This is a genomic window from Rhodococcus gannanensis (assembly GCF_042681175.1).
GTDB classification, from domain to species: Bacteria; Actinomycetota; Actinomycetes; order Mycobacteriales; family Mycobacteriaceae; genus Rhodococcus_G; species Rhodococcus_G gannanensis.
Genome location: NZ_JBHUFB010000012.1, coordinates 175,146 through 193,204, shown reverse-complemented (window position 1 = coordinate 193,204; position 18,059 = coordinate 175,146). Strand labels below are relative to the sequence as shown.

Genomic DNA, 18,059 nt, shown 5'->3' with positions numbered 1-18,059 from the left:
CGACCCGACCGCGCCCGCCCCACCGACCACGACCACCGACCTCGGCTGCGAACCCGTCACGGTTCGCACTCGTCGGCGACGGACAGGCAGCGTCGCGTCGCGAGCGCCTTGACCATCGTCTCCTCGAACTCCTCCGCCGGATCGGACAGCGCGACGATGGCGCCGCCGACCCCGAAGGTCACCTCGTCACTGGTGGCGACCATCGTGCGGATCACGATCGACAGATCCGCTGTCCCCGACAGCGAGAAGTACCCGAGGGCGCCGGAGTACACGCCCCTCGGCCCGGCCTCGAGCTTGTCGATGATCTCCATCGTCCGGACCTTCGGTGCGCCGGTCATCGACCCGCCGGGGAACGTGGCCCGCACGACGTCGACGGCGGAGACCCCCTCCCGCAGCGTGCCGCGCACCGTCGACACCAGCTGGTGCACCGGCGCGTACGTCTCGACGTCGAAGAGGACCGGCACGTGCACCGATCCCGGAACGCACACCCGGGACAGGTCGTTGCGCACCAGATCGACGATCATCAGGTTCTCCGCCCGGTCCTTCTCGCTGACCAGCAGATCACGCCGCAACGCCTGGTCCTGATCGGGATCGGTGGACCGGGGCCGGGTCCCCTTGATCGGTTTCGACTCCACGGTCCGGTCCGCGCCGACCTTGAGAAACCGCTCGGGAGACGCGCTGAGTACCGACAGCCCCGAGAACTGCAGCAACGCGCTGTACGGCATGGGGCTGATCTCCCGCAGGCACTCATACCCCGACACCGGGTCGAGGCTGCGGTGCACCGACGCAGCGTTCGTCAGACACACCTCGTACGACTCACCCGACCGGATCTCCGCCAGGCACTGCTCGATCAGCCCGAGGTAGGTGGCCCGGTCGTGCCGGAACACCACCGGCACGTCCCGCGGCGTCGGCACCAGCGGAGGAGCCCCCGTGGACGGGACGCCGCGGTCGTCGTCCAGCTCCCGGATCGCCGTCGCGGTCTCCTGCAGCCACCGCATCGCTCCCGGGTCCGTCGTATCGTGCGGTTCGAGCGCGAGCAGATACGCGCAGCCCGCGTCGTGATCGATCACCACCGCACGATCCGCGAACACCAGTGCGGCGTCGGCCTGCTCGGAGGCATGCGCCAGCTGGCCTACCGTGTCGGCCTTCAGTTCGTACCCGAGGTAGCCGACGTAGCCGAGACAGAATCCGAACGGCAGATCCGGTCGCGGCGCCACCGACCGTTCCCGTAGTCGCGCGTCCAGGTACTCGAACAGGGGGCTACGGAACTCGTCCTCGGTCCCGTCCGAGCGACTCACTCGCACCGTCGTTTCCGGAACGCGGTAGGTGACGTACTCCGCGCGTGGCCCCGAGCTGTCACCCATCACGGAGAACCGGCCGTCGGAGTCGCCCGCCCCCGAACCGTCCAGCCAGTAGCCGTTCGGCCCGTCCGCGAAGAGCCGCTCGTACACCTTCTGCGGGTCCGCGGCCCGCTCCACCCGCACCGACCGCACCCGGTACCGGTGCCTCGGACGGGGCGCCGGGGGGCGCGGCGGAGGCGGATCCGGACGCCGCGCCCGGATCGGTGTCTCCGCCGCGAAGTTCGCCAGCAGCTCGCGGCCGTACTCGGTGCAGATGGACTCGGGGTGGAACTGCACCCCCCACAGCGGCAGCTCCCGATGCCGCACCGCCATCAGCACTCCGTCGTCGGCCCAGGCCTGCGCGACGAGTTCGTCCGAGATCTCCTCGACCGCCAGCGAGTGGTAGCGGACCGCGTCGAACGGTGACGGCAGCCCGGCGAACAGCCCCGCGCCGTCGTGGTGGACGGCGCTGATCCGGCCGTGCCGCGGCTCGGGCGCGGTGACGACCGGGCTCCCGAACAGGTGACACAGTCCCTGATGCCCCAGGCAGACCCCGAGGACCGGCAGCCCGCTGTCGGTCAGCGCCTGTGCGCTGATCCCGAAGTCGCGGTACCGGTCGGGGCGTCCCGGGCCGGGGGAGACCACCACGTTGTCGATGTCGGACAGACTCACCGACGACCACTGCTCGTCGTTCGCCACCACGACCGGTGGGCAGCCGTTGACCTCCGTCAACAGCGCGTACAGGTTGTACGTGAACGAGTCGTAGTTGTCGATGAGCAGTGTTCGCACGCGATACCCCTCAGCTCGGATCGGGTGGCTTGTCGATGATCAGGTCCTCCACCCGGCACGTTTCCGCGATCAGCAGGTCATAGAGCTCACGAAGGAACTGCGGTGAGATGTCGTGATCGAGTGCGTATGCGCGTGCGTGCTCGTGCACGGCGCCGACGCGCCGCGGTTGCATCATCGGGATGGCGTGCCTGCGCTTGACCTGGGCGATGCGGGTGCAGACCTCGATCCGTGCCCGCACCTGTTCCAGCAGCCGATCGTCGATCCCGTCCAGTTCGGTACGGAGGTTCGCGAGTTCGAGTTCACTCGGATCGGCTGCGACGTTCTTCGTCGATTCGCTCACGGTACGACCACCTTGCACTGTCCAAAAGAGGTGCGCTCCGGCGACCCGGTCGACCCGCTCGCCACCTGTCATAGCTGCCTGCACTCTGCGCGGCCCGCACCGGCGAACCGCGGTCTCGACTGTTTTCATGGTCCCACCTCGTGCGTCGTGGTGACCGGGTTCTCCGTTACTCACAGGTCACGATTGGTCAACATGTCAGACCACCCGGTATCCGTCGCCCGGGGCGAGTTCGACCGCCGTCAGCCCCGCCGCCCGCGCCCGCCGGACGAAATCGCCACCCGGCGGCAGGAACAGCTGCGGTCGCACCGCGTCGAGCCCGATCGGCCACAGCGTCCCGAAGTGCACGGGCACCGACACCGCCGCCGCGACGAGCTCCGCCGCCCGCGCCGCCCCCTCCGGATCCATGTGACCGGGGCCGAGCGTCGGACCCCACCCACCGACCGGCAGCAGCGCAGCATCGCAGCGTGGCACCCAGTCGCCGATCGCCGGATCGAGCGCCGTGTCCCCGGCGAAGTAGGTGGTCGCCTCGCCCTCGACCACGTACCCCAGCGCCGGCACCGTGCGCGGGCCCCGGCGCCACCGCCTCCCGTCGTGGTCGGCGGGCACCGCCCGCACCGTCACCGGCCCGACCACAGTGTCCTCGCCCGGCGCCAGCTCGATCAGCCGGTCACCGTAGGGACGCAACCCGGCGAACGCGGCCACCGCACCGCGCGGCACCACGAGCGGCACGTCCGGATCGAGCAGCGCCAGCGACGGCAGGTGCGTGTGATCGGCGTGCAGGTGCGACAGCAGCGCCACATCGGGTCGGCCGAGCAGGGGCAGCGGGTTCCCGCCGCGCCGGCGCCGCAGATGCCCGACCCGGCCGGTCAGCACCGGATCGGTCAGCACCGTCGTCGCGCCGTCGGTGAGCGCGACCGTCGCGTGGCCGAGCCACCGGATGTCCACCGCCATCGCACACCCCGTCACCGCCCACGCCCACCGCGCGGGCCTGCCGACCGTAACACCGTCGCGGCCCTACGATCCGAGCGTGCGCACCGTCGGGACCGTCGCGAGACTCGCCACCGAATTCCTCGTGCTGTGGCTGTTGTCGGCCGCCGCGCTGGTGCTGACCGACGCCGTCCTGACCGGGGTCCGGCTCGCTGCCGTTCCCGGCGGCGGCCCGTTCGCGACCGTCCCCGCCGCCCTGTCCCTCGCGCTGGTGTTCGGGGTCCTGTCGGTGGTCCTGTGGCCGCTGCTGGTCCGGGCGATGCTGTGGATCGGTCCCGCACTGCTGTTCGTCGGCGCGTTCGCCGGGAACTGGCTGATCATGATGCTCGCCGTGTGGCTGGTCCCGCTCGCGACCGTCGAGGACGCCGCCGACCTGCTCCTGCTGGCGGTGACGCTGTCCCTCGTCGGGTCCGGTGTCGCGGGCGCGATTGCCGCCCGCCGCGACGACACGTACCGGCTGATGCTGGTGCGGCGCAACCGGTCCCGGCTCCGACGTGCCGGGAGGCCCGAGACCGGCGGCGGCAGCGCACGTCCCGGGCTGCTGTGCATCCAGATCGACGGACTCGGCCACGCCGTCCTGCGGCGCGCCGTCCGCGACGGCGTCGTGCCCCACCTCGCGAGCCTCGTGCACGGCGGAACGCACCTGCTGACCCCGTGGCACACCGACTGGAGCAGCCAGACCGGCGCCAGCCAACTCGGAATCCTGCACGGCGACAACCACAACGTCCCCGCCTTCCGCTGGTACGACAAGACCCGCGGCGCGGTGTCCGTGTTCAGCAACCCGGCCGACAACGCCGCCCGCGAGATCGAACGCGCCGACCGGCCCGGGTTGCTCGCCGTCGGTGACGGCGCGAGCCGGGGCAACCTGTTCACCGGCGGCGCCGAGGACAACGTCCTCGTCGTCAGCCGCATGCGCGGCGCCCGGATGGGCGGCGGCGCCGCCGGATACGCGCACTACTTCACCGACCCGGCGGGCGCGGCCCGCACCACGATCCGACTGGTCGCCGAGGTGATCCGGGAGATCCGCCAGGCGTACGCGCAACGCCGTCGCGACGTGACACCACGGGTGCGGCGGGGCGGTCTCTACCCGCTGGTCCGAGCGTTCACGACCGTCGTCGAGACCGATGTCGTCGTCGCCGCCGTCGTCGGTGACCTCGTCGCGGGTCGATCCGCGATCTACGTCGACCTGGTCGGATACGACGAGGTCTCGCACCATTCCGGGATCGAACGTCCGGAAACCCGTGCGGTGCTGCGCAAACTCGACGCCGAGATCGGCATGATCGCCGCCGTCGCCGCGCAGACCAGCCGTCCCTACCGGATCGTGGTGCTCTCCGACCACGGACAGAGCCAAGGTGCCACCTTCAGCAGCCGGTACGGCGAGAGTCTCGAACAGCTCGTCCTGCGTACGTGCGGCGACCTCGCTCAGCCACCGGCGCGCTCCCGGGACACCGCCGCGACCGGTGCCCGCGGACGCGGCGCGGAGGGCCTCGGCTACGTAGAGGCCAGTCTGCGGTCCACCCCGGTGGACACGACCACGCCGGCGCCGCCGGGCACACCGGTGGTGCTGGCATCCGGGAACCTCGGGCTGGTCAGTTTCCCCGAGACACCCGGCCGCGCCACTCGGGAGTGGATCGAGAACCGGTATCCGGGACTGCTCCCGGCCCTCACTGCGCACCCCGGCATCGGGTTCGTGCTCGTCGCCCGCGAGTGCGGCGGGTCGGTCGTCCTCGGAGGCGGCGGCAGCGTCGATGTCGACACCGGCGCTGTGTCGGGCCGCGACCCGCTGGCCGACTTCGGTGACGGAGCACTCGACCGGATCCGGCGCACCGACGGCTTCGACAACGTCGCCGACGTCATGGTCGGCGGACGGTACTGGCCGGACACGGGGGAGGTGGCGGCGTTCGAGGAGCAGGTCGGCTCCCACGGCGGCCTGGGCGGGCTGCAGACCACCCCGTTCCTGCTGTACCCCGCGGACCTACCCGCACCGCCCGATCCGTTGAAGGGTGCCGAGGCGGTGCACGAGGTCCTCGTCGGGTGGCGAGACCTGCCCTGAGCCCGGTACCGCCGCCCAGCCGGTCCGCACCACTGCGCGCCCGACACCGGGCCGATCGGGCTCGGAACCGGGTTTGGTCCTGGCGGCGACCTGAACCCGGCGAGCGATTCCGATTCGTGGGAAATTGGGACGATGGGAACCGGTGCGCCCATCCCGGATTCGGTGCTGGACGACGTCCGAGGGCGAGCACGATCACCCGCCGTCGCGTGGCTCCGGCGCGCAACGGTCGCCGCCCTTGCGGTTGTCCTCGCGGTCGGCGCCACCGGATGGCTCGGGGTACGCAGCACCACCGCCCACGTGTCCGGCGCCGGGTACGAACTCGCCCTCGAGTACCCGCTGGTGGCGCGTGCCGGACTGGACGTGCCGTGGGAACTCACCGTCCGTAGACACGGTGGCTTCCCCGGACCCGTGACGGTCGTCGTCGACTCGGACTATTTCGACATGTTCGAGACGCAGGGTTGGACACCGACACCTGCTGCCGAGACTCGCGACGGAACCCGCACCTACCTGACGATCGACCCGCCACCCGGCGACACCCTCACCCTCGCATTCGACGCGTACGTCGAGCCGTCCCGTCAGCTGGGCGCGTCCGGTGCGGTGTCGATCACGGACAGGGGAGTGGACGTGATCACGTTGGAGTTCCGAACCCGGTTGGTGCCCTGATGGAGATCGTGATCCGTGCCGCGGTCCTGTTCCTGTTCCTGTGGGTGATCACCCGGATCGTCGGCCGATCGAGCGTCGGCGAACTGAGCACGTTCCAGCTGGTGCTGTTCGTCGTGATGGGCGATCTCGTACAACAGGGCGTCACCCAGCAGGACTACTCGGTGACATCGTCGGTCCTCGCAGTCGGTGTGTTCGCTCTGCTGACCATCGCACTCGCGTGGGCGAACTCCCGTTTCCCGCGCATCCGCGGCGTCACCCACGGCGTTCCCGTCATCATCGTCCGCGACGGTGTCCCGGACATGCAGCGGCTCGCGACGGAACGAATGTCGCTCGACGACCTGATGGCGGGCGCACGTCAGAACGGGATCCGCCGGTTCGACGAGATCGAACTCGCCGTCCTCGAAACGAACGGCAAGGTGTCGTTCTTCACCCGATCGCTCGACAGCGGCGACGGCGCCCCCGACCCTCCGGGCGTCATCTGAAGCGGCCACTCAGTCGACGAGCGGAAATATCGAGTCCCCGTCCTCGGGACTGCCGCTGATCTGGCCGCGATGACGGCGGCCGGTGCCGGTATCACCCTCGTCCGTGGCCGGAACCACATCCGGTTCCTCCTCGGCGAGCCGCTGATCGAGCGTTTCCCCGTCCCGTTGTTCGCGTGCGGTGGTGCCGATGCGGTCGGCTCCGCTCCACCCGTCGGGTGGGTCGACGACCGTGTCGCCGTCGTCGTTGCGAACCTCGTCCGAGTCGAGGCTTTCGCTGGGGTCGAGTGTGTCGTCCGGGCCATCTTCCACAGGCATGGCAGTTGGGTGCCCCGACAAGGTTCGGCCGAAACCTCGCGTCGCCGGACCGAGTGGACGCCGGCTTCGACCACCTCGCCCTCACCAACGCCGGACCCGACCCGGACGGATTCCTCGACTTCTACCGCGACGAGCCGACGCCGACACTACGCACAGTCGGTGGCCCGGGGATCATGTGACCCGCACCTGTCGATCGGTGACGGATCCTCCGGATCCGGGTCACCTCGTCGGGTGTCCCGCAGCGTGCGATCCGCCGCGCACGCGACCAGACGAGCCGGGTCTCCGACCTCGCGCAGTGTCCTGCGCTGCCAGGACGCGCCCGTGTCGAGATCCCGCAACCGGCGGGTCACCCAGCGACACTCACCAAGGTCGTCGAGGGCGTCCCGGACGTGCTCGACGAGCAGGTCGAGCACCTGCCTCGCCGACGTCGGGCGACCGGTCAGGGGGTCCAACGCTCCGCCGCCCAGACCGTCACGCGCCGCGAGCCAGTTCGCCGCCCGCAACGTCGCCAACGCCACCGGGGGCGGGTCGTCGCCCCGTTCCACCGCTCGCACCGCGGTCATCACGAGTGCCCGGACGAGTGTGGCGATCAGCACCGTCCGGTCGACAGTGGGTTGCACGTCGGAAACGCGGATCTCCACGGTAGGCAGGTGGCACGACGGTCGAACATCCCAGTACACCATCCGTTCGTCCATCAACACGCCTGCATCGACGAACCGTGCCACGGTGTCGGCGTAGTCGGCCGCGGAGTCGAAGATCGGCGGCGGACCCGCCCCCGGCCACCGCGACCACAACACCGACCGCCAGCTCTGGAACCCGGTGTCGATGCCGCGGTTCACCGCACTGTTCGCCCCCAGAGCGAGGACCGTCGGCAACCACGAACGAACGTGATTGCAGACCTGCACGGCCGTCTCCCGCTCTTGAACATCCACGTGGACGTGGCAGCCGCACACCGCCTGCTCGATCGCGAGGACCCCGAACCGGCTCTCCATCTCGTGGTACCGGTCGGATCTGCTGATCGGCATCCGCTGCGGCCCGATCAGCGGCGTCCCGGTCGCCACCAGCCGGGCCCCTTCGCGGAGCGCGGCCGCCGCCGCCACCGACCGCGCCGACAGCAACTGGTCCCGCAGGCTTCGACTGTCCAGGCAGACAGCCGAATTCGTCTCCACCTGACACTGGGACAGTTCCAGCTGCAGTTCCAACCCGAGTTCGCGGGCGGTGTCCGCGACGCGTTCGTTGACCAGGCGGGGCTCCCCACTGTCGGCGTCGACGAGCAGGAACTCCTCCTCGACACCGACCGACGGCACGGTCACTCCGGCCTTCGTCACTCCACGGCTCACGCACAGTGGATGCCCACGGCCGCCGGGCGGTAAACCGCGTGCCCGGCCCCGGGGAGTGCGGTCACACGCTCAACACGGTGACCCGACGATCAACGCCGCTCACCTGTAGCGATCGGCGTACCGAGCGGCTGCACGCGACGAGCAGCCGCTCTCCGTGCGTGGACATGACGGCACTGGTGGCGTCGATGATCGCGAGCGCCGCGCAGCCGAGAAACGACACCGCGCGCAGATCCAGGAGGACCGTCCTCGGCGTGGCCGTCCACTCGCTCAAACAGCGACCCATCTGCGGTGCGGTGACGACGTCCAGGTCGCCGGTCACGCGAACCACCGCATAGCCGTCGGCTGGTTCGTCCACGGTGACGAGCACCCCACGCGCGGGATTCTCGGAGGATTCGAAGACGACGCTGTCGGCTCTGTCGCTGCCTGGCGCGTCCAACTCGTTTGTCCAGTTCATGGCACACACGCTCCGTCTCCACACCGCCGGGAGTTCGATGACGCGCGGAGCGGCACCAACTCACCGGACAATCAGATCGGCTCGGCTGTGCTCTCAACCGACCTCCAGCCTAGTCGAAACGGCGGGCGTCGTCGTGCCGCCCTGCATGTGCCGCGTCGCGGGCCGCCACACCCGCGCGACCGCGACTAGGGTCGTCGGTGAGGACACGCCGGCCCGTGTGCACCGTGCACGGGCCTGGGCGACCCTCGGTGTCCCGACGACGAGGAGGCCCGGTGAACTCACCCGATGTGGAGCAGGTACTCGGCGTCGACGCGTGCCACCGGGTGGGCAGTTTCCGGTTCGTCCTGAGCGACCGGCACTGGGAGTGGTCCGACGAGGTGGCGGCCATGCACGGCTACGATCCGGGCACCATGCAGCCGACGACGGAACTCCTTCTGTCCCACAAGCACCCGGAGGACCGCGACGAGGTCGCCGCCGCCCTGTCCGAGACAGTCGAGAAGGGCGAACCGTTCTGCAGCCGGCACCGGATAGTCGACACCGCCGGCCGTGTCCGTCAGGTCCTCGTCGTGGCAGACCAGGATCTCGACGAGGACGGCAATCCGCTCGGCACTTCCGGCTTCTACATCGAACTGGACGACGACACCGAGGAGTCGGGGTCCGGAGCCCATCCGGTCGAGCAGGCCGATCTCGCGGACATCGTCCGCTCGCGGGCCGCCATCGAGCAGGCCAAGGGCGCGTTGATGCTGGTGTACGGGATCAGCGCGGACCGTGCGTTCGACGTCCTGACGTGGCGCTCGCAGGAGAGCAACGTCAAACTGCGGTTTCTGGCACGGCAGCTGGTCGCCGAGTTCACCGAGGCGGTCAATGCGCCGACGGGCCTGCGGTCGGTTTTCGATCACCTTCTCCTCACCGTCCACGAACGGATCGACGACCCGGCCGGGTCGCCGCAGCAGGCGTGACCGGACACCACGACAGGTTCGAGGCCGCACCAGGTCACAACGCCGCGACATCGGTTCGTTTGAGGTTCCGCCGATCCGGGTAGCCTGACGGAAACCACCAGGTGCGACACCGCGACGCCGAACATGGATTAGGTATGCCGGAGGGCGAGATGACGATGTCCGATGCACCACCTGCACGGCCGCCGGTCGAGGTGCGGGTCCGCGCCGACTACGGTCAGCTCCCCGTGCTGCGAGCGGTCGCCGAGACGATCGCCGTCCTGGCCGACCTGAACCTCGACCACGTCTCCGACGTGAAGCTGGCCGTCGACGAGATCGGCTCCGCACTCGTCAAGGACGCCGCGGTCGATGCGCACATCATCTGCCGGTTCCACACCGACGACGCCGCACTCGAAGTACGCGTCGCCGCCGACACCACCACGGACCGGGCGCCGGACGAGCACGGATTCGGCTGGCACGTCGTCCGCACCGTCGCCGACGGGTTGTCGGTCACGCACGAGCCGTTGCCGCACGGGCAGTTCCACACGTCCGTCACGTTCTCCAAGTCGCGGGGTGTGACGTAGTGCCGGCAGGGGTGCCCGACGAACCCCGCCAGGAGACCGGCCACGACGACTATGACGACCTGCACCCCCTGTTCGCACGCCTGGCCACGAACCCCGACGACGCCGACGCCGTCCGCGCCGAGATCGTCGAGCGCGCCCTGCCGTTGGCCGAGCACATCGCCCGCCGGTTCCGTGGCCGCGGGGAGCAGTACGACGACCTCCTGCAGGTCGCCCGGGTCGGGCTGGTCAATGCCGTCGACCGCTTCGACGTCGCGCGCGGCACCGACTTCGTGTCCTTCGCGGTTCCGACGATCATGGGTGAGGTCCGGCATCACTTCCGCGACACGGGTTGGGCGATGCGCGTCCCGCGGCGGCTCAAGGACCTGCACATGGAGATCACCCGGTGCGTCGCACTGCTGTCGCAGGATCGTGGGCGTGCCCCGTCGGCGAAGGAGATCGCGGCCGAACTGGGCATCGGCGTCGACGAGGTCCTCGAGGGGCTCATCGCGGGTGGTGCCTACCAGACCGTGTCCATGGACACCCCGGTCCGCGACGACGGCGCCGACGTCCCGTTGGTCGAGACTCTCGGGGACGACGACGAATCCTTCGAAATTGCCGAGGGATTCGCGGATCTGCAGCCCGCGCTGGCACGGCTTCCGGAACGGGAACGGACCATCGTCCTGCTCCGCTTCTTCGGTGGGCTGACGCAGTCGGAGATCGCCGAGCGGTTGGGCATCTCCCAGATGCACGTCTCCCGCCTGCTGTCCCGCACTCTCACCGCGCTGCGCGACGAACTCACCTGACCGGATGGTGTGCGCCGGCCATCCGGAGTCGGGTGAGCGGCGGCCCCGGCTCCGGCGGTGGAGCGGGTGGTTCGGGTTGCGGTGGTCCCGGTGGGGGACCGGGATTCGGCGGGGGCGCGGGCGGTATCGGATCCGGGCCCGGCCCGGGCACCGGACCCGGGTGCGGTGGGGACGGCCCGGGAACCGGGGGGTCGGGTGCCGGACCGGGAGTCGGTACCGGCGGCGGGGTGGGAACGGGCGGCGTCGGCAACGGCGGCTGTGGCTGCGGACCCGTGTCGCCGAGAACTGCGTGTGTGGTCATGCCTGTGAGGTGCCCGTCGGGAGCGTTCTCAAACCTTCATCGCCGGCGCAGGACCCACGGCCACAGGAGCCAGACCCCGACGAACACCGCCGCGCACGCCACGCCGGCGAACACCCCCACCTCCTCGTCGACGACCAGCCCGAACGTCAGCGTCACGACTCCCGACAGTGCCAACCCGAGCAGAACCAGACCCGCGATCGCGCAGTGGTGAGCGGTCTGGACCAGCGTTCCGATGCGATGCTGCCGGAACAGGATCCGATGCATACCCACCGGCGCGACCAGCATCACCGTGGCCATGACGGCGCAGAGGACGGTCGCGAGGTACACCGCCATCTCGAAGTCGTCGAGATCCTCGAAACGTCCTTGGAACGGCAGGATGAGGAGGAAACCGGTGAGGAACTGCACACCCGTCTGCGTGACGCGGAGCTCCTGCAGAAGGCTGACCCAGTTCCGATCGAGGCGCTCGGTGGGAGTCTCGTTGCGGTCGGGTCGACCGTCACCGCTCGCGTCGACGTCGCGCGCCGCGGCTCCGGCCGAACTCTCGACGCCCGCACTCTTCCCGAACACCCGCATTCCGGTTCCCGTCAGTGGTGGCGCAGAGCGTCGACCAGCTCGTCCTTGTTCATCGAGAAGTAGCCGGTCAGCCCCCAGCTCCTTCGCCCGATCCCGCAACTCGGGAACGGTACGGTCCTCGTACGCCTCCCCGTGGCCGCCCTTGCGACCGACCTGGCTGCGCCCCTGCGCTGCCGCGGCGTTGGAGTGCGGGCCGCCTTCTCCTTGGAGTCGCCCTGTTCACGCAGTCCCTCGTACAACTCCTGGTCCTCGAGATGCGGATCCGATCCCTTCCTGGGCATGCTCGGCTCCTTCCCGTGCGCGCCTGCTGATCCGGTGAACCCAGCGAGTACCCGTGATGTGCGACCCTCAAACCTGCGACGCGACGCGGGAACAGCTCACCGGCTTCCGATTCGAAGGAAAGGAGACGCCGTGGCGGACGATGTGGCGACCGGATCGGCGCACACCCGACTGTTGGGCGCTCGACTGGCTGAGCTCGCCGGGAACAGCGGGGTGACCGTCGCATGTGCGGAATCGCTGACGTCCGGAGCCATTGCCTCCCGCCTCGGCGCGGCCGAGGGCTCCGGGGCCTGGTTCCGTGGCGGCGTCGTGGCGTACTCCCGTGCTGTCAAACACGGGCTGCTCGGGGTGCCGGACGGCCCGGTCGTGTGTGAGGCCGCTGTTCGTGCCATGGCGGAGTCGGTGAGCCGACTGTTGGACGCCGACCTCACCGTGGCCGTGTCCGGCGTCGGTGGCCCCGGCGACCAGGACGACGAACCCCCGGGCAGTGTGTGGTTCGCGGTGCACGGCGGCAACCGGACGGACGTCGAGCGGCGCCAGTTCGGCGGCGGCCCCGAGCAGGTTCTCGAGAACACCGTTGTCCACGCCCTGACTTTGCTGGTGGACCGGGCTCACACCCTCACGGGCCGCCCGAGGGCGGGCTGACCCCGCGACGGGATCGGGCCGCCCTCGGGCGCGCGTCAGTTGTCCTGCTCTGCGCGCTGGCGGGCCTCCTGCACGGCCGCATCACCTCGGGCCTGTTCCGCTTCCGCTTCCTTCTCCGCGGCACGGCGCTGCGCCTCGGCCTTGTCCTGCTGTGCCTGACCCTCGCGGGTCATGTCGTCGTTTCCGGTGACGGCCCCGAGCGCTTCCTTCGCCTTCCCCTTCACGCCCTCCACGACACCCTTGACGCCCTCGGCAGGTCCGGACTTGTTGTCCGCCATGATCGATCACCTTTCGTTCGTCGGATCGGTACTGCAGCGGGCTGCCCACAACGCGGCGGGAACAAACCTCGTCGTGCAGTCGGCCATCAGCGGCGCCGGTTCTCGCATCCGGTTCCGAAACGAGGTTTGCCGTTGTCACCCGCAGGGCATCCACCGTGCGAGGCGGGCACGACACGGCGCCCGCACAGGACGGACGGAGGCCCGTCGTGATAATTCTCGGACTCATCCTCGCGATCATCGGATTCGTCTTCGACATCTCGATCCTGTGGACGATCGGCCTGGTCGTGCTCGTCATCGGGATCGTGCTGTGGGTACTCGGCGCGGCCGGACACGCGGTGGGTGGTCGCCGGCACTATTACTGACACACCAGCGGCATCGGTTGGTCCGTTCGGTCGGTACCCGACTGTCACGGACTCGGCTGCGGCAGCTGACACTCGGTGACCTTCGGATTGACTCCGAAGTAGTTCAACGGCCCGGCCAGGACCGTCACCACAGTCGTGCCCGCACCCGCGCAGTCTCCGGGCTCGGAACCGAAGTAGCCACGCTGACCTGCTGCCACCGCGCCGACGATCAACCATACGAGTGCGACAATCAGAATGATCCTCATCGCACACCTCCTCTCCTCCCTGAGCGGCGTGCCGGCCCGTGTACGCGGTCTCGACACCTCCGCCGACTGCCCGTTTCCGCTACGGCGCAAACCTGTACGCCCTTCTTCACACCGGCTTCGACGGACAGCACTGTGGAGCTGGAGCCGGCAGCGGCCACGCCTCTTCGGCGAAGGCCCGCACCGGGCCGTTCTGCCGTTCCCGACGCTCGCGGGTACCGCCTGAACCGCACCGTTCCGGATGGTCGCGTCGGCCCGAAAATTCCGTGCACGAATCATGTTTGACCCGTCAGGTGCCGGGTATGTACGTCGCAAGCCGGGCAACACCAGTTTCCCGGATCGACCAGACGGAGGTCCTTCGTGATCATTCTCGGACTCATTCTCGCGATCGCCGGCTATCTGTTCCACATCCCGATCCTGTGGACGATCGGTCTCCTGGTGCTGGTTGTCGGGATCGTGTTGTGGGCGCTGGGATCCGCAGGGCGCGCCGTGGGCGGCCGACGCCATTACTACTGATGCGCGCGGTGTTCCGTCACGCCTCGTCGGCGGATCCACCGCGCATTCACGAGACCGGTTGCAGCAGTGCACACTCGGTGACCCTCGGGATCGACGCCGAGAACAGTTCAGTGGGCGCCGGCACGATCGACACGATCGTGCCGGCGCTCCCGCGTTCACTCGACCCGGAACACCCCGCCGACCGACCACGCCCGGATCTCCACACACCTGACGCGACACCGTCGGGGAGTATTCTTCGGGCATGGTTGCGCAGGACGAGGGCCCACCGGTTCGCGGATCACACGACGCCGCCGAGGACGATGCGCCGGTACGGATCGCGCGGCTCGCCCCGCCCCACCGGGAGCCCACCCCCTCGCGATCCGTGCCGGAACGACTGTGGCGCGACGTCGTCGGCGAGGAGATCCGGCGGATGCGCACCGCGCGCTCGGAACGCCTGGCGGACGTTGCACGGCGAGCAGGCATCTCACCGCAATACCTGTCCGAGATCGAACGCGGCGTGAAGGATCCGTCCTCCGAGTCCCTCGCCGCGGTGGCCGGCGCGCTCGGGACCACCGTCGAGGGCCTGGCACAGCGGGCGTACCGCCTCGCGCCCGTCGTACCACTGCACGCCGCACGACGCCCGTCCGTCGGGTCCAGGGCACCCCGAGGCCCGGTGTGCCTGGCCGCCTGACCTGCGCGTGACCCGGGTTCAGGCGACCGCGCGGTCGGCGACGACGACGTCCACGATGCCGTAGTCGATCGCCGCGTCCGGCGCCAGCACGAGCTGCCGCTCGATGTCGCGGCGAACCTGCTCGGCGTCGCGTCCGGTGCGGTCGGCGAGGATCTGCTCCTGCAGCCTGCGGACCCGCTCGATCTCCTCGGCCTCGATGACCAGATCCGGTATCGCCGCGCGACCGCCCTCCGTCATCGGCGGGTGCAGGACGACACGGCCGTGCCGCAGTATCGACCGCCGGCCCGGCGCCCCGCCCGCGAGCAGCAGTGCCGCACTCCCCACCGCCTCACCCACACAGGTGGTCTCGATCGGTGCCCGGACGAACTGCATCGCGTCGTAGACCGCGAGGACCGCGGGGACGGCGCCGCCCGGCGAGTTGATGTACAGCGAGATGGGCCGGTCAGGGGCCTCGCTCTCCAGGTGGAGCAACTGCGCGATGGTCGCGTTCGCGACGCCCTGGTCGACGGCCGTGCCCAGGTAGACGATCCGTTCGGCGAGCAGTCTGCTGTACACGTCGACGGTTCGCTCGCCCGACGACGTCGTCACCGTGACGTACGGGATGGTGTAGGTGCTCATCGGGCCACCCCCAGGCCGAAGGTGCGGGGAAGACGACGCGGAATCACGTCGTCGAGGCTGGTCGCGATCCGGTCGACGAATCCGTAGTCGAGTGCCTGCTCGGCGGTGAACCAGCGGTCCCGCACCGAGTCCTCGGTGACTTCGACGAGACTGCGACCGGTGTCCTCCGCGATCGCCGCGAGGACAGTGTCCCGGGTGTGGCGGATGTCGTCGGCCTGGATCGCGACATCGGGGGCAGAGCCGCCGACACCACCGGATCCCTGATGCAGCAGCACTTTCGCGTGCGGCAGCGTCACCCGCTTCCCGCGGGCACCTGCCGACAGCAGGAACTGTCCCGCGCTGTACGCCATTCCGAGGTTCACCGTGGTGACGTCGTTGGGCACGGCGCGCATGCAGTCGCGGATCGCCAGCATCCCGGGGACCGACCCGCCGGGCGAGTTGATCACGAGCGCGATGTCGGATTCGGGGTCCTCCGCGGCGAGGACGAGCAGGGCGGTGCAGATCCGGTTCGTGTTGGACTGCTCCAGCGCGTCACCCAGCAGGATCATCCGCTGCGCGAACAGTCGTTGGTGCAGGTCTCGGTCCAGGACGGCGGTCGGGTCGTTCGTGTTCTCGGGCATGCCGTCAGCCTGCGACGGGGTGACCGGCGCGGCAATGCCACGCCGCTGTGAGCGGATCCGCCGTCGGCGAACGCACCTTCGATCCAGGCAGGGATCCCGACACCGCGGGATTGCATGTTTCGGATGGTGTGATCCGGGGTAGGAGGAGGACTGCAACCTGTCCAACCGATGCGAGAGGTCTCGTCGCCGGCCGGCCCGTCGGGCCGGCGGTGCCACAGCCCGGCACCTGCGCCGTCCGAGGCTTCGACCAGCCCGTGTGGAGGCCACATGTCCGACAACACCCGCCCGTACACCACACGCGATTCGGGAGCCCCCGCCGGAAGCGACGAGCACTCGCTGACAGTCGGCGCCGCCGGTCCCATCGTGTTGCACGATCACTACCTCGTCGAGCAGATGGCGCAGTTCAACCGGGAGCGGATCCCGGAACGTCAGCCGCACGCCAAGGGCAGCGGCGCGTTCGGCACCTTCGAGACCACCGCGGACGTCTCCGCGTACACCTGCGCGGCACTGTTCCAACCCGGAGTCGAGACGGAGATGATGGCCAGGTTCTCGACGGTCGCGGGCGAGCGGGGGAGCCCGGACACCTGGCGTGACCCGCGGGGATTCGCACTGAAGTTCTACACCACCGAGGGCATCTACGACATGGTCGGCAACAACACGCCGGTCTTCTTCGTCAAGGATCCGATGAAGTTCCAGCACTTCATCCGGTCGCAGAAGCGGCGCGCGGACAACAACCTGCGCGACCACGACATGCAGTGGGACTTCTGGACGCTGTCACCGGAGACCGCACACCAGGTGACCTGGCTGATGGGTGACCGGGGCATCCCGAAGACGTGGCGGCACATGAACGGCTACTCCTCGCACACCTACCTGTGGGTGAACGCGGAGGGCGTCAAGCACTGGGTCAAGTACCATTTCGTCTCCGACCAGGGTGTGGAGTTCTTCACCCAGCACGAGGCCGATCAGATGGCCGCCGCCGACACGGACTTCCACACGCGGGACCTCTTCGAATCGATCGCCCGCGGCGACCATCCCAGCTGGACCCTGAAGGTGCAGTTGATGCCGTACGACGACGCGGTGTCCTACCGGTTCAATCCCTTCGACCTCACCAAGGTGTGGCCGCACGGCGACTACCCGCTGCACGAGGTCGGCAGGATGACGCTGCACACCAACCCGACCGACAACCACACCCAGATCGAGCAGGCCGCGTTCGAGCCGAACAACGTGGTGCCCGGTATCGGGTTCAGCCCGGACCGGATGCTGCTCGCCCGCGTGTTCTCCTACGCGGACGCACATCGGCACCGTCTCGGCGCCAACTACAAGCAGATCCCCGTGAACGCGCCGACCAACGAGGTCCACACCTACTCGAAGGACGGCGCCATGCGGATCACCCCGGTCAGCGATCCCGTATACGCACCCAACTCGAAGGGCGGCCCGGCCGCCGTCTACCCCGGACGGGCCGAACCACAGTGGGCGGCCGACGGAGAGATCGTGCGCAGCGCCTACGTGGACCACCCGGAGGACGACGACTGGGGTCAGGCCGGAACCCTGGTCCGCGAGGTGCTCGACGACGCGGCGCGGAACCGCCTCGTCGACAACGTGGTCGGACACCTGCTGAACGGCGTCGGCGAACCGGTTCTGCAACGGGCCTTCGAGTACTGGCGGCGAATCGACGAGACCATCGGCGCCAGGATCGAGTCCGGTGTCGCCGAGAAGTCGGACCAGCCCGACCCGAAGGTCGACGAGCAGGGCAACCCGGCGCGATCGTCGATGCAGTCGAAGGTCTGAGCTCGTTCACCGCCGCACGGCCCGAGCCTGGAGTGGCTCGGGCCGTGCGGCGGTTCGGAGACCCCCCGACCGTCGGCCCCCACGACGCGGCTCGTCGATCGTG

23 protein-coding genes and 1 pseudogene are annotated in these 18,059 nt (G+C 69.5%); 12 read left to right on the top strand and 12 right to left on the bottom strand.

The annotated features are described in order from the left end of the window. Positions 1-56: 56 nt before the first annotated feature. The 3 genes from pabB to ACFSJG_RS15760 all read right to left on the bottom strand — a co-directional run bounded on the left by pabB (position 57) and on the right by ACFSJG_RS15760 (position 3,420). On the bottom strand, positions 57-2,129 hold the full coding sequence (pabB, locus tag ACFSJG_RS15770; RefSeq protein WP_378486176.1) for an aminodeoxychorismate synthase component I: 2,073 nt from the start codon (positions 2,127-2,129) through the stop codon (positions 57-59). Positions 2,130-2,139: 10 nt separating this feature from the next. Next, positions 2,140-2,469: a chorismate mutase family protein gene (locus ACFSJG_RS15765; protein ID WP_378486175.1), complete on the bottom strand. Its 330-nt coding sequence runs from the start codon at positions 2,467-2,469 to the stop codon at positions 2,140-2,142. Between the two features lie 195 nt (positions 2,470-2,664). Continuing rightward, positions 2,665-3,420 (bottom strand): MBL fold metallo-hydrolase, encoded by a 756-nt coding sequence (locus ACFSJG_RS15760; RefSeq protein ID WP_378486174.1) that lies wholly within the window; start codon positions 3,418-3,420, stop codon positions 2,665-2,667. A 76-nt stretch (positions 3,421-3,496) separates the two neighbouring features. Here ACFSJG_RS15760 and ACFSJG_RS15755 point away from each other — a divergent pair, with 76 nt between their 5' ends. The 3 genes from ACFSJG_RS15755 to ACFSJG_RS15745 all read left to right on the top strand — a co-directional run bounded on the left by ACFSJG_RS15755 (position 3,497) and on the right by ACFSJG_RS15745 (position 6,654). Further along, positions 3,497-5,509: a phage holin family protein gene (locus ACFSJG_RS15755; RefSeq protein ID WP_378486173.1), complete on the top strand. Its 2,013-nt coding sequence runs from the start codon at positions 3,497-3,499 to the stop codon at positions 5,507-5,509. A gap of 132 nt (positions 5,510-5,641) precedes the next feature. Then, the gene (locus ACFSJG_RS15750; protein ID WP_378486172.1) at positions 5,642-6,172 is read left to right on the top strand and encodes a hypothetical protein; all 531 of its coding nucleotides are present in this window, start codon (positions 5,642-5,644) and stop codon (positions 6,170-6,172) included. After that, the gene (locus ACFSJG_RS15745) at positions 6,172-6,654 is read left to right on the top strand and encodes a DUF421 domain-containing protein (RefSeq protein WP_378486171.1); all 483 of its coding nucleotides are present in this window, start codon (positions 6,172-6,174) and stop codon (positions 6,652-6,654) included. The genes ACFSJG_RS15750 and ACFSJG_RS15745 overlap by 1 nt, the downstream gene beginning before the upstream one ends. Before the next feature lie 9 nt (positions 6,655-6,663). Here ACFSJG_RS15745 and ACFSJG_RS15740 read toward each other — a convergent pair whose 3' ends face one another. Continuing rightward, positions 6,664-6,969 carry a hypothetical protein gene (locus ACFSJG_RS15740; protein ID WP_378486170.1) on the bottom strand — a complete coding sequence of 102 codons (306 nt, stop codon included), beginning with the start codon at positions 6,967-6,969 and terminating at the stop codon, positions 6,664-6,666. 5 nt (positions 6,970-6,974) lie between these two features. Here ACFSJG_RS15740 and ACFSJG_RS15735 point away from each other — a divergent pair, with 5 nt between their 5' ends. Continuing rightward, on the top strand, positions 6,975-7,148 hold the full coding sequence (locus ACFSJG_RS15735) for a hypothetical protein (RefSeq protein ID WP_378486169.1): 174 nt from the start codon (positions 6,975-6,977) through the stop codon (positions 7,146-7,148). On the opposite strand, the gene ACFSJG_RS15730 is transcribed toward ACFSJG_RS15735, so the two are convergent. Both ACFSJG_RS15730 and ACFSJG_RS15725 read right to left on the bottom strand, forming a co-directional pair. After that, positions 7,116-8,309: a carboxylate-amine ligase gene (locus ACFSJG_RS15730; protein WP_378486168.1), complete on the bottom strand. Its 1,194-nt coding sequence runs from the start codon at positions 8,307-8,309 to the stop codon at positions 7,116-7,118. The two genes, ACFSJG_RS15735 and ACFSJG_RS15730, sit on opposite strands and share 33 nt — an antisense overlap. Before the next feature lie 61 nt (positions 8,310-8,370). After that, on the bottom strand, positions 8,371-8,676 hold the full coding sequence (locus tag ACFSJG_RS15725; protein WP_378486167.1) for an anti-sigma factor antagonist: 306 nt from the start codon (positions 8,674-8,676) through the stop codon (positions 8,371-8,373). 359 nt (positions 8,677-9,035) lie between these two features. Between ACFSJG_RS15725 and ACFSJG_RS15720 the strand changes: the two genes are divergently transcribed. The 3 genes from ACFSJG_RS15720 to ACFSJG_RS15710 all read left to right on the top strand — a co-directional run bounded on the left by ACFSJG_RS15720 (position 9,036) and on the right by ACFSJG_RS15710 (position 11,064). Further along, complete coding sequence (locus tag ACFSJG_RS15720; RefSeq protein ID WP_378486166.1) at positions 9,036-9,722, top strand: PAS and ANTAR domain-containing protein; 687 nt, start codon at positions 9,036-9,038, stop codon at positions 9,720-9,722. Positions 9,723-9,856: 134 nt separating this feature from the next. After that, complete coding sequence (locus ACFSJG_RS15715) at positions 9,857-10,282, top strand: ATP-binding protein (protein WP_378486165.1); 426 nt, start codon at positions 9,857-9,859, stop codon at positions 10,280-10,282. Between the two features lie 11 nt (positions 10,283-10,293). Next, positions 10,294-11,064: a SigB/SigF/SigG family RNA polymerase sigma factor gene (locus ACFSJG_RS15710; RefSeq protein ID WP_378486164.1), complete on the top strand. Its 771-nt coding sequence runs from the start codon at positions 10,294-10,296 to the stop codon at positions 11,062-11,064. Positions 11,065-11,401: 337 nt separating this feature from the next. Here ACFSJG_RS15710 and ACFSJG_RS15705 read toward each other — a convergent pair whose 3' ends face one another. Further along, complete coding sequence (locus tag ACFSJG_RS15705) at positions 11,402-11,938, bottom strand: DUF6328 family protein (protein WP_378486163.1); 537 nt, start codon at positions 11,936-11,938, stop codon at positions 11,402-11,404. 11 nt (positions 11,939-11,949) lie between these two features. After that, positions 11,950-12,219: pseudogene (locus ACFSJG_RS15700) on the bottom strand (DUF7218 family protein). A gap of 130 nt (positions 12,220-12,349) precedes the next feature. Between ACFSJG_RS15700 and ACFSJG_RS15695 the strand changes: the two are divergent. Continuing rightward, entirely contained in the window at positions 12,350-12,862 is a 513-nt protein-coding gene (locus tag ACFSJG_RS15695; protein ID WP_378486162.1) for a CinA family protein, read from the top strand. A gap of 35 nt (positions 12,863-12,897) precedes the next feature. Here the strand turns inward: ACFSJG_RS15695 and mbp1 are convergent, their stop codons facing one another. After that, a complete protein-coding gene (mbp1, locus tag ACFSJG_RS15690; protein ID WP_378486161.1) occupies positions 12,898-13,140 on the bottom strand; it encodes a microaggregate-binding protein 1 in 243 nt (80 codons plus the stop codon). A 206-nt stretch (positions 13,141-13,346) separates the two neighbouring features. Between mbp1 and ACFSJG_RS15685 the strand changes: the two genes are divergently transcribed. Next, entirely contained in the window at positions 13,347-13,502 is a 156-nt protein-coding gene (locus ACFSJG_RS15685) for a DUF6131 family protein (protein ID WP_378486160.1), read from the top strand. Between the two features lie 44 nt (positions 13,503-13,546). On the opposite strand, the gene ACFSJG_RS15680 is transcribed toward ACFSJG_RS15685, so the two are convergent. After that, positions 13,547-13,747: a hypothetical protein gene (locus ACFSJG_RS15680; RefSeq protein ID WP_378486159.1), complete on the bottom strand. Its 201-nt coding sequence runs from the start codon at positions 13,745-13,747 to the stop codon at positions 13,547-13,549. A 357-nt stretch (positions 13,748-14,104) separates the two neighbouring features. Between ACFSJG_RS15680 and ACFSJG_RS15675 the strand changes: the two genes are divergently transcribed. Further along, entirely contained in the window at positions 14,105-14,260 is a 156-nt protein-coding gene (locus ACFSJG_RS15675; protein ID WP_378486158.1) for a DUF6131 family protein, read from the top strand. Positions 14,261-14,501: 241 nt separating this feature from the next. Further along, positions 14,502-14,930, top strand: a complete 429-nt coding sequence (locus ACFSJG_RS15670) for a helix-turn-helix domain-containing protein (protein WP_378486157.1) — start codon at positions 14,502-14,504, stop codon at positions 14,928-14,930. 18 nt (positions 14,931-14,948) lie between these two features. Here the strand turns inward: ACFSJG_RS15670 and ACFSJG_RS15665 are convergent, their stop codons facing one another. Both ACFSJG_RS15665 and ACFSJG_RS15660 read right to left on the bottom strand, forming a co-directional pair. Next, positions 14,949-15,548, bottom strand: a complete 600-nt coding sequence (locus ACFSJG_RS15665; RefSeq protein ID WP_378486156.1) for a ClpP family protease — start codon at positions 15,546-15,548, stop codon at positions 14,949-14,951. Beyond that, positions 15,545-16,168, bottom strand: a complete 624-nt coding sequence (locus tag ACFSJG_RS15660; RefSeq protein ID WP_378486155.1) for a ClpP family protease — start codon at positions 16,166-16,168, stop codon at positions 15,545-15,547. Before ACFSJG_RS15660 ends, ACFSJG_RS15665 begins: the two co-directional genes overlap by 4 nt. 267 nt (positions 16,169-16,435) lie before the next feature. Between ACFSJG_RS15660 and ACFSJG_RS15655 the strand changes: the two genes are divergently transcribed. Next, positions 16,436-17,956: a catalase gene (locus tag ACFSJG_RS15655; RefSeq protein ID WP_378486154.1), complete on the top strand. Its 1,521-nt coding sequence runs from the start codon at positions 16,436-16,438 to the stop codon at positions 17,954-17,956. The last annotated feature ends 103 nt before the right edge of the window (positions 17,957-18,059 follow it).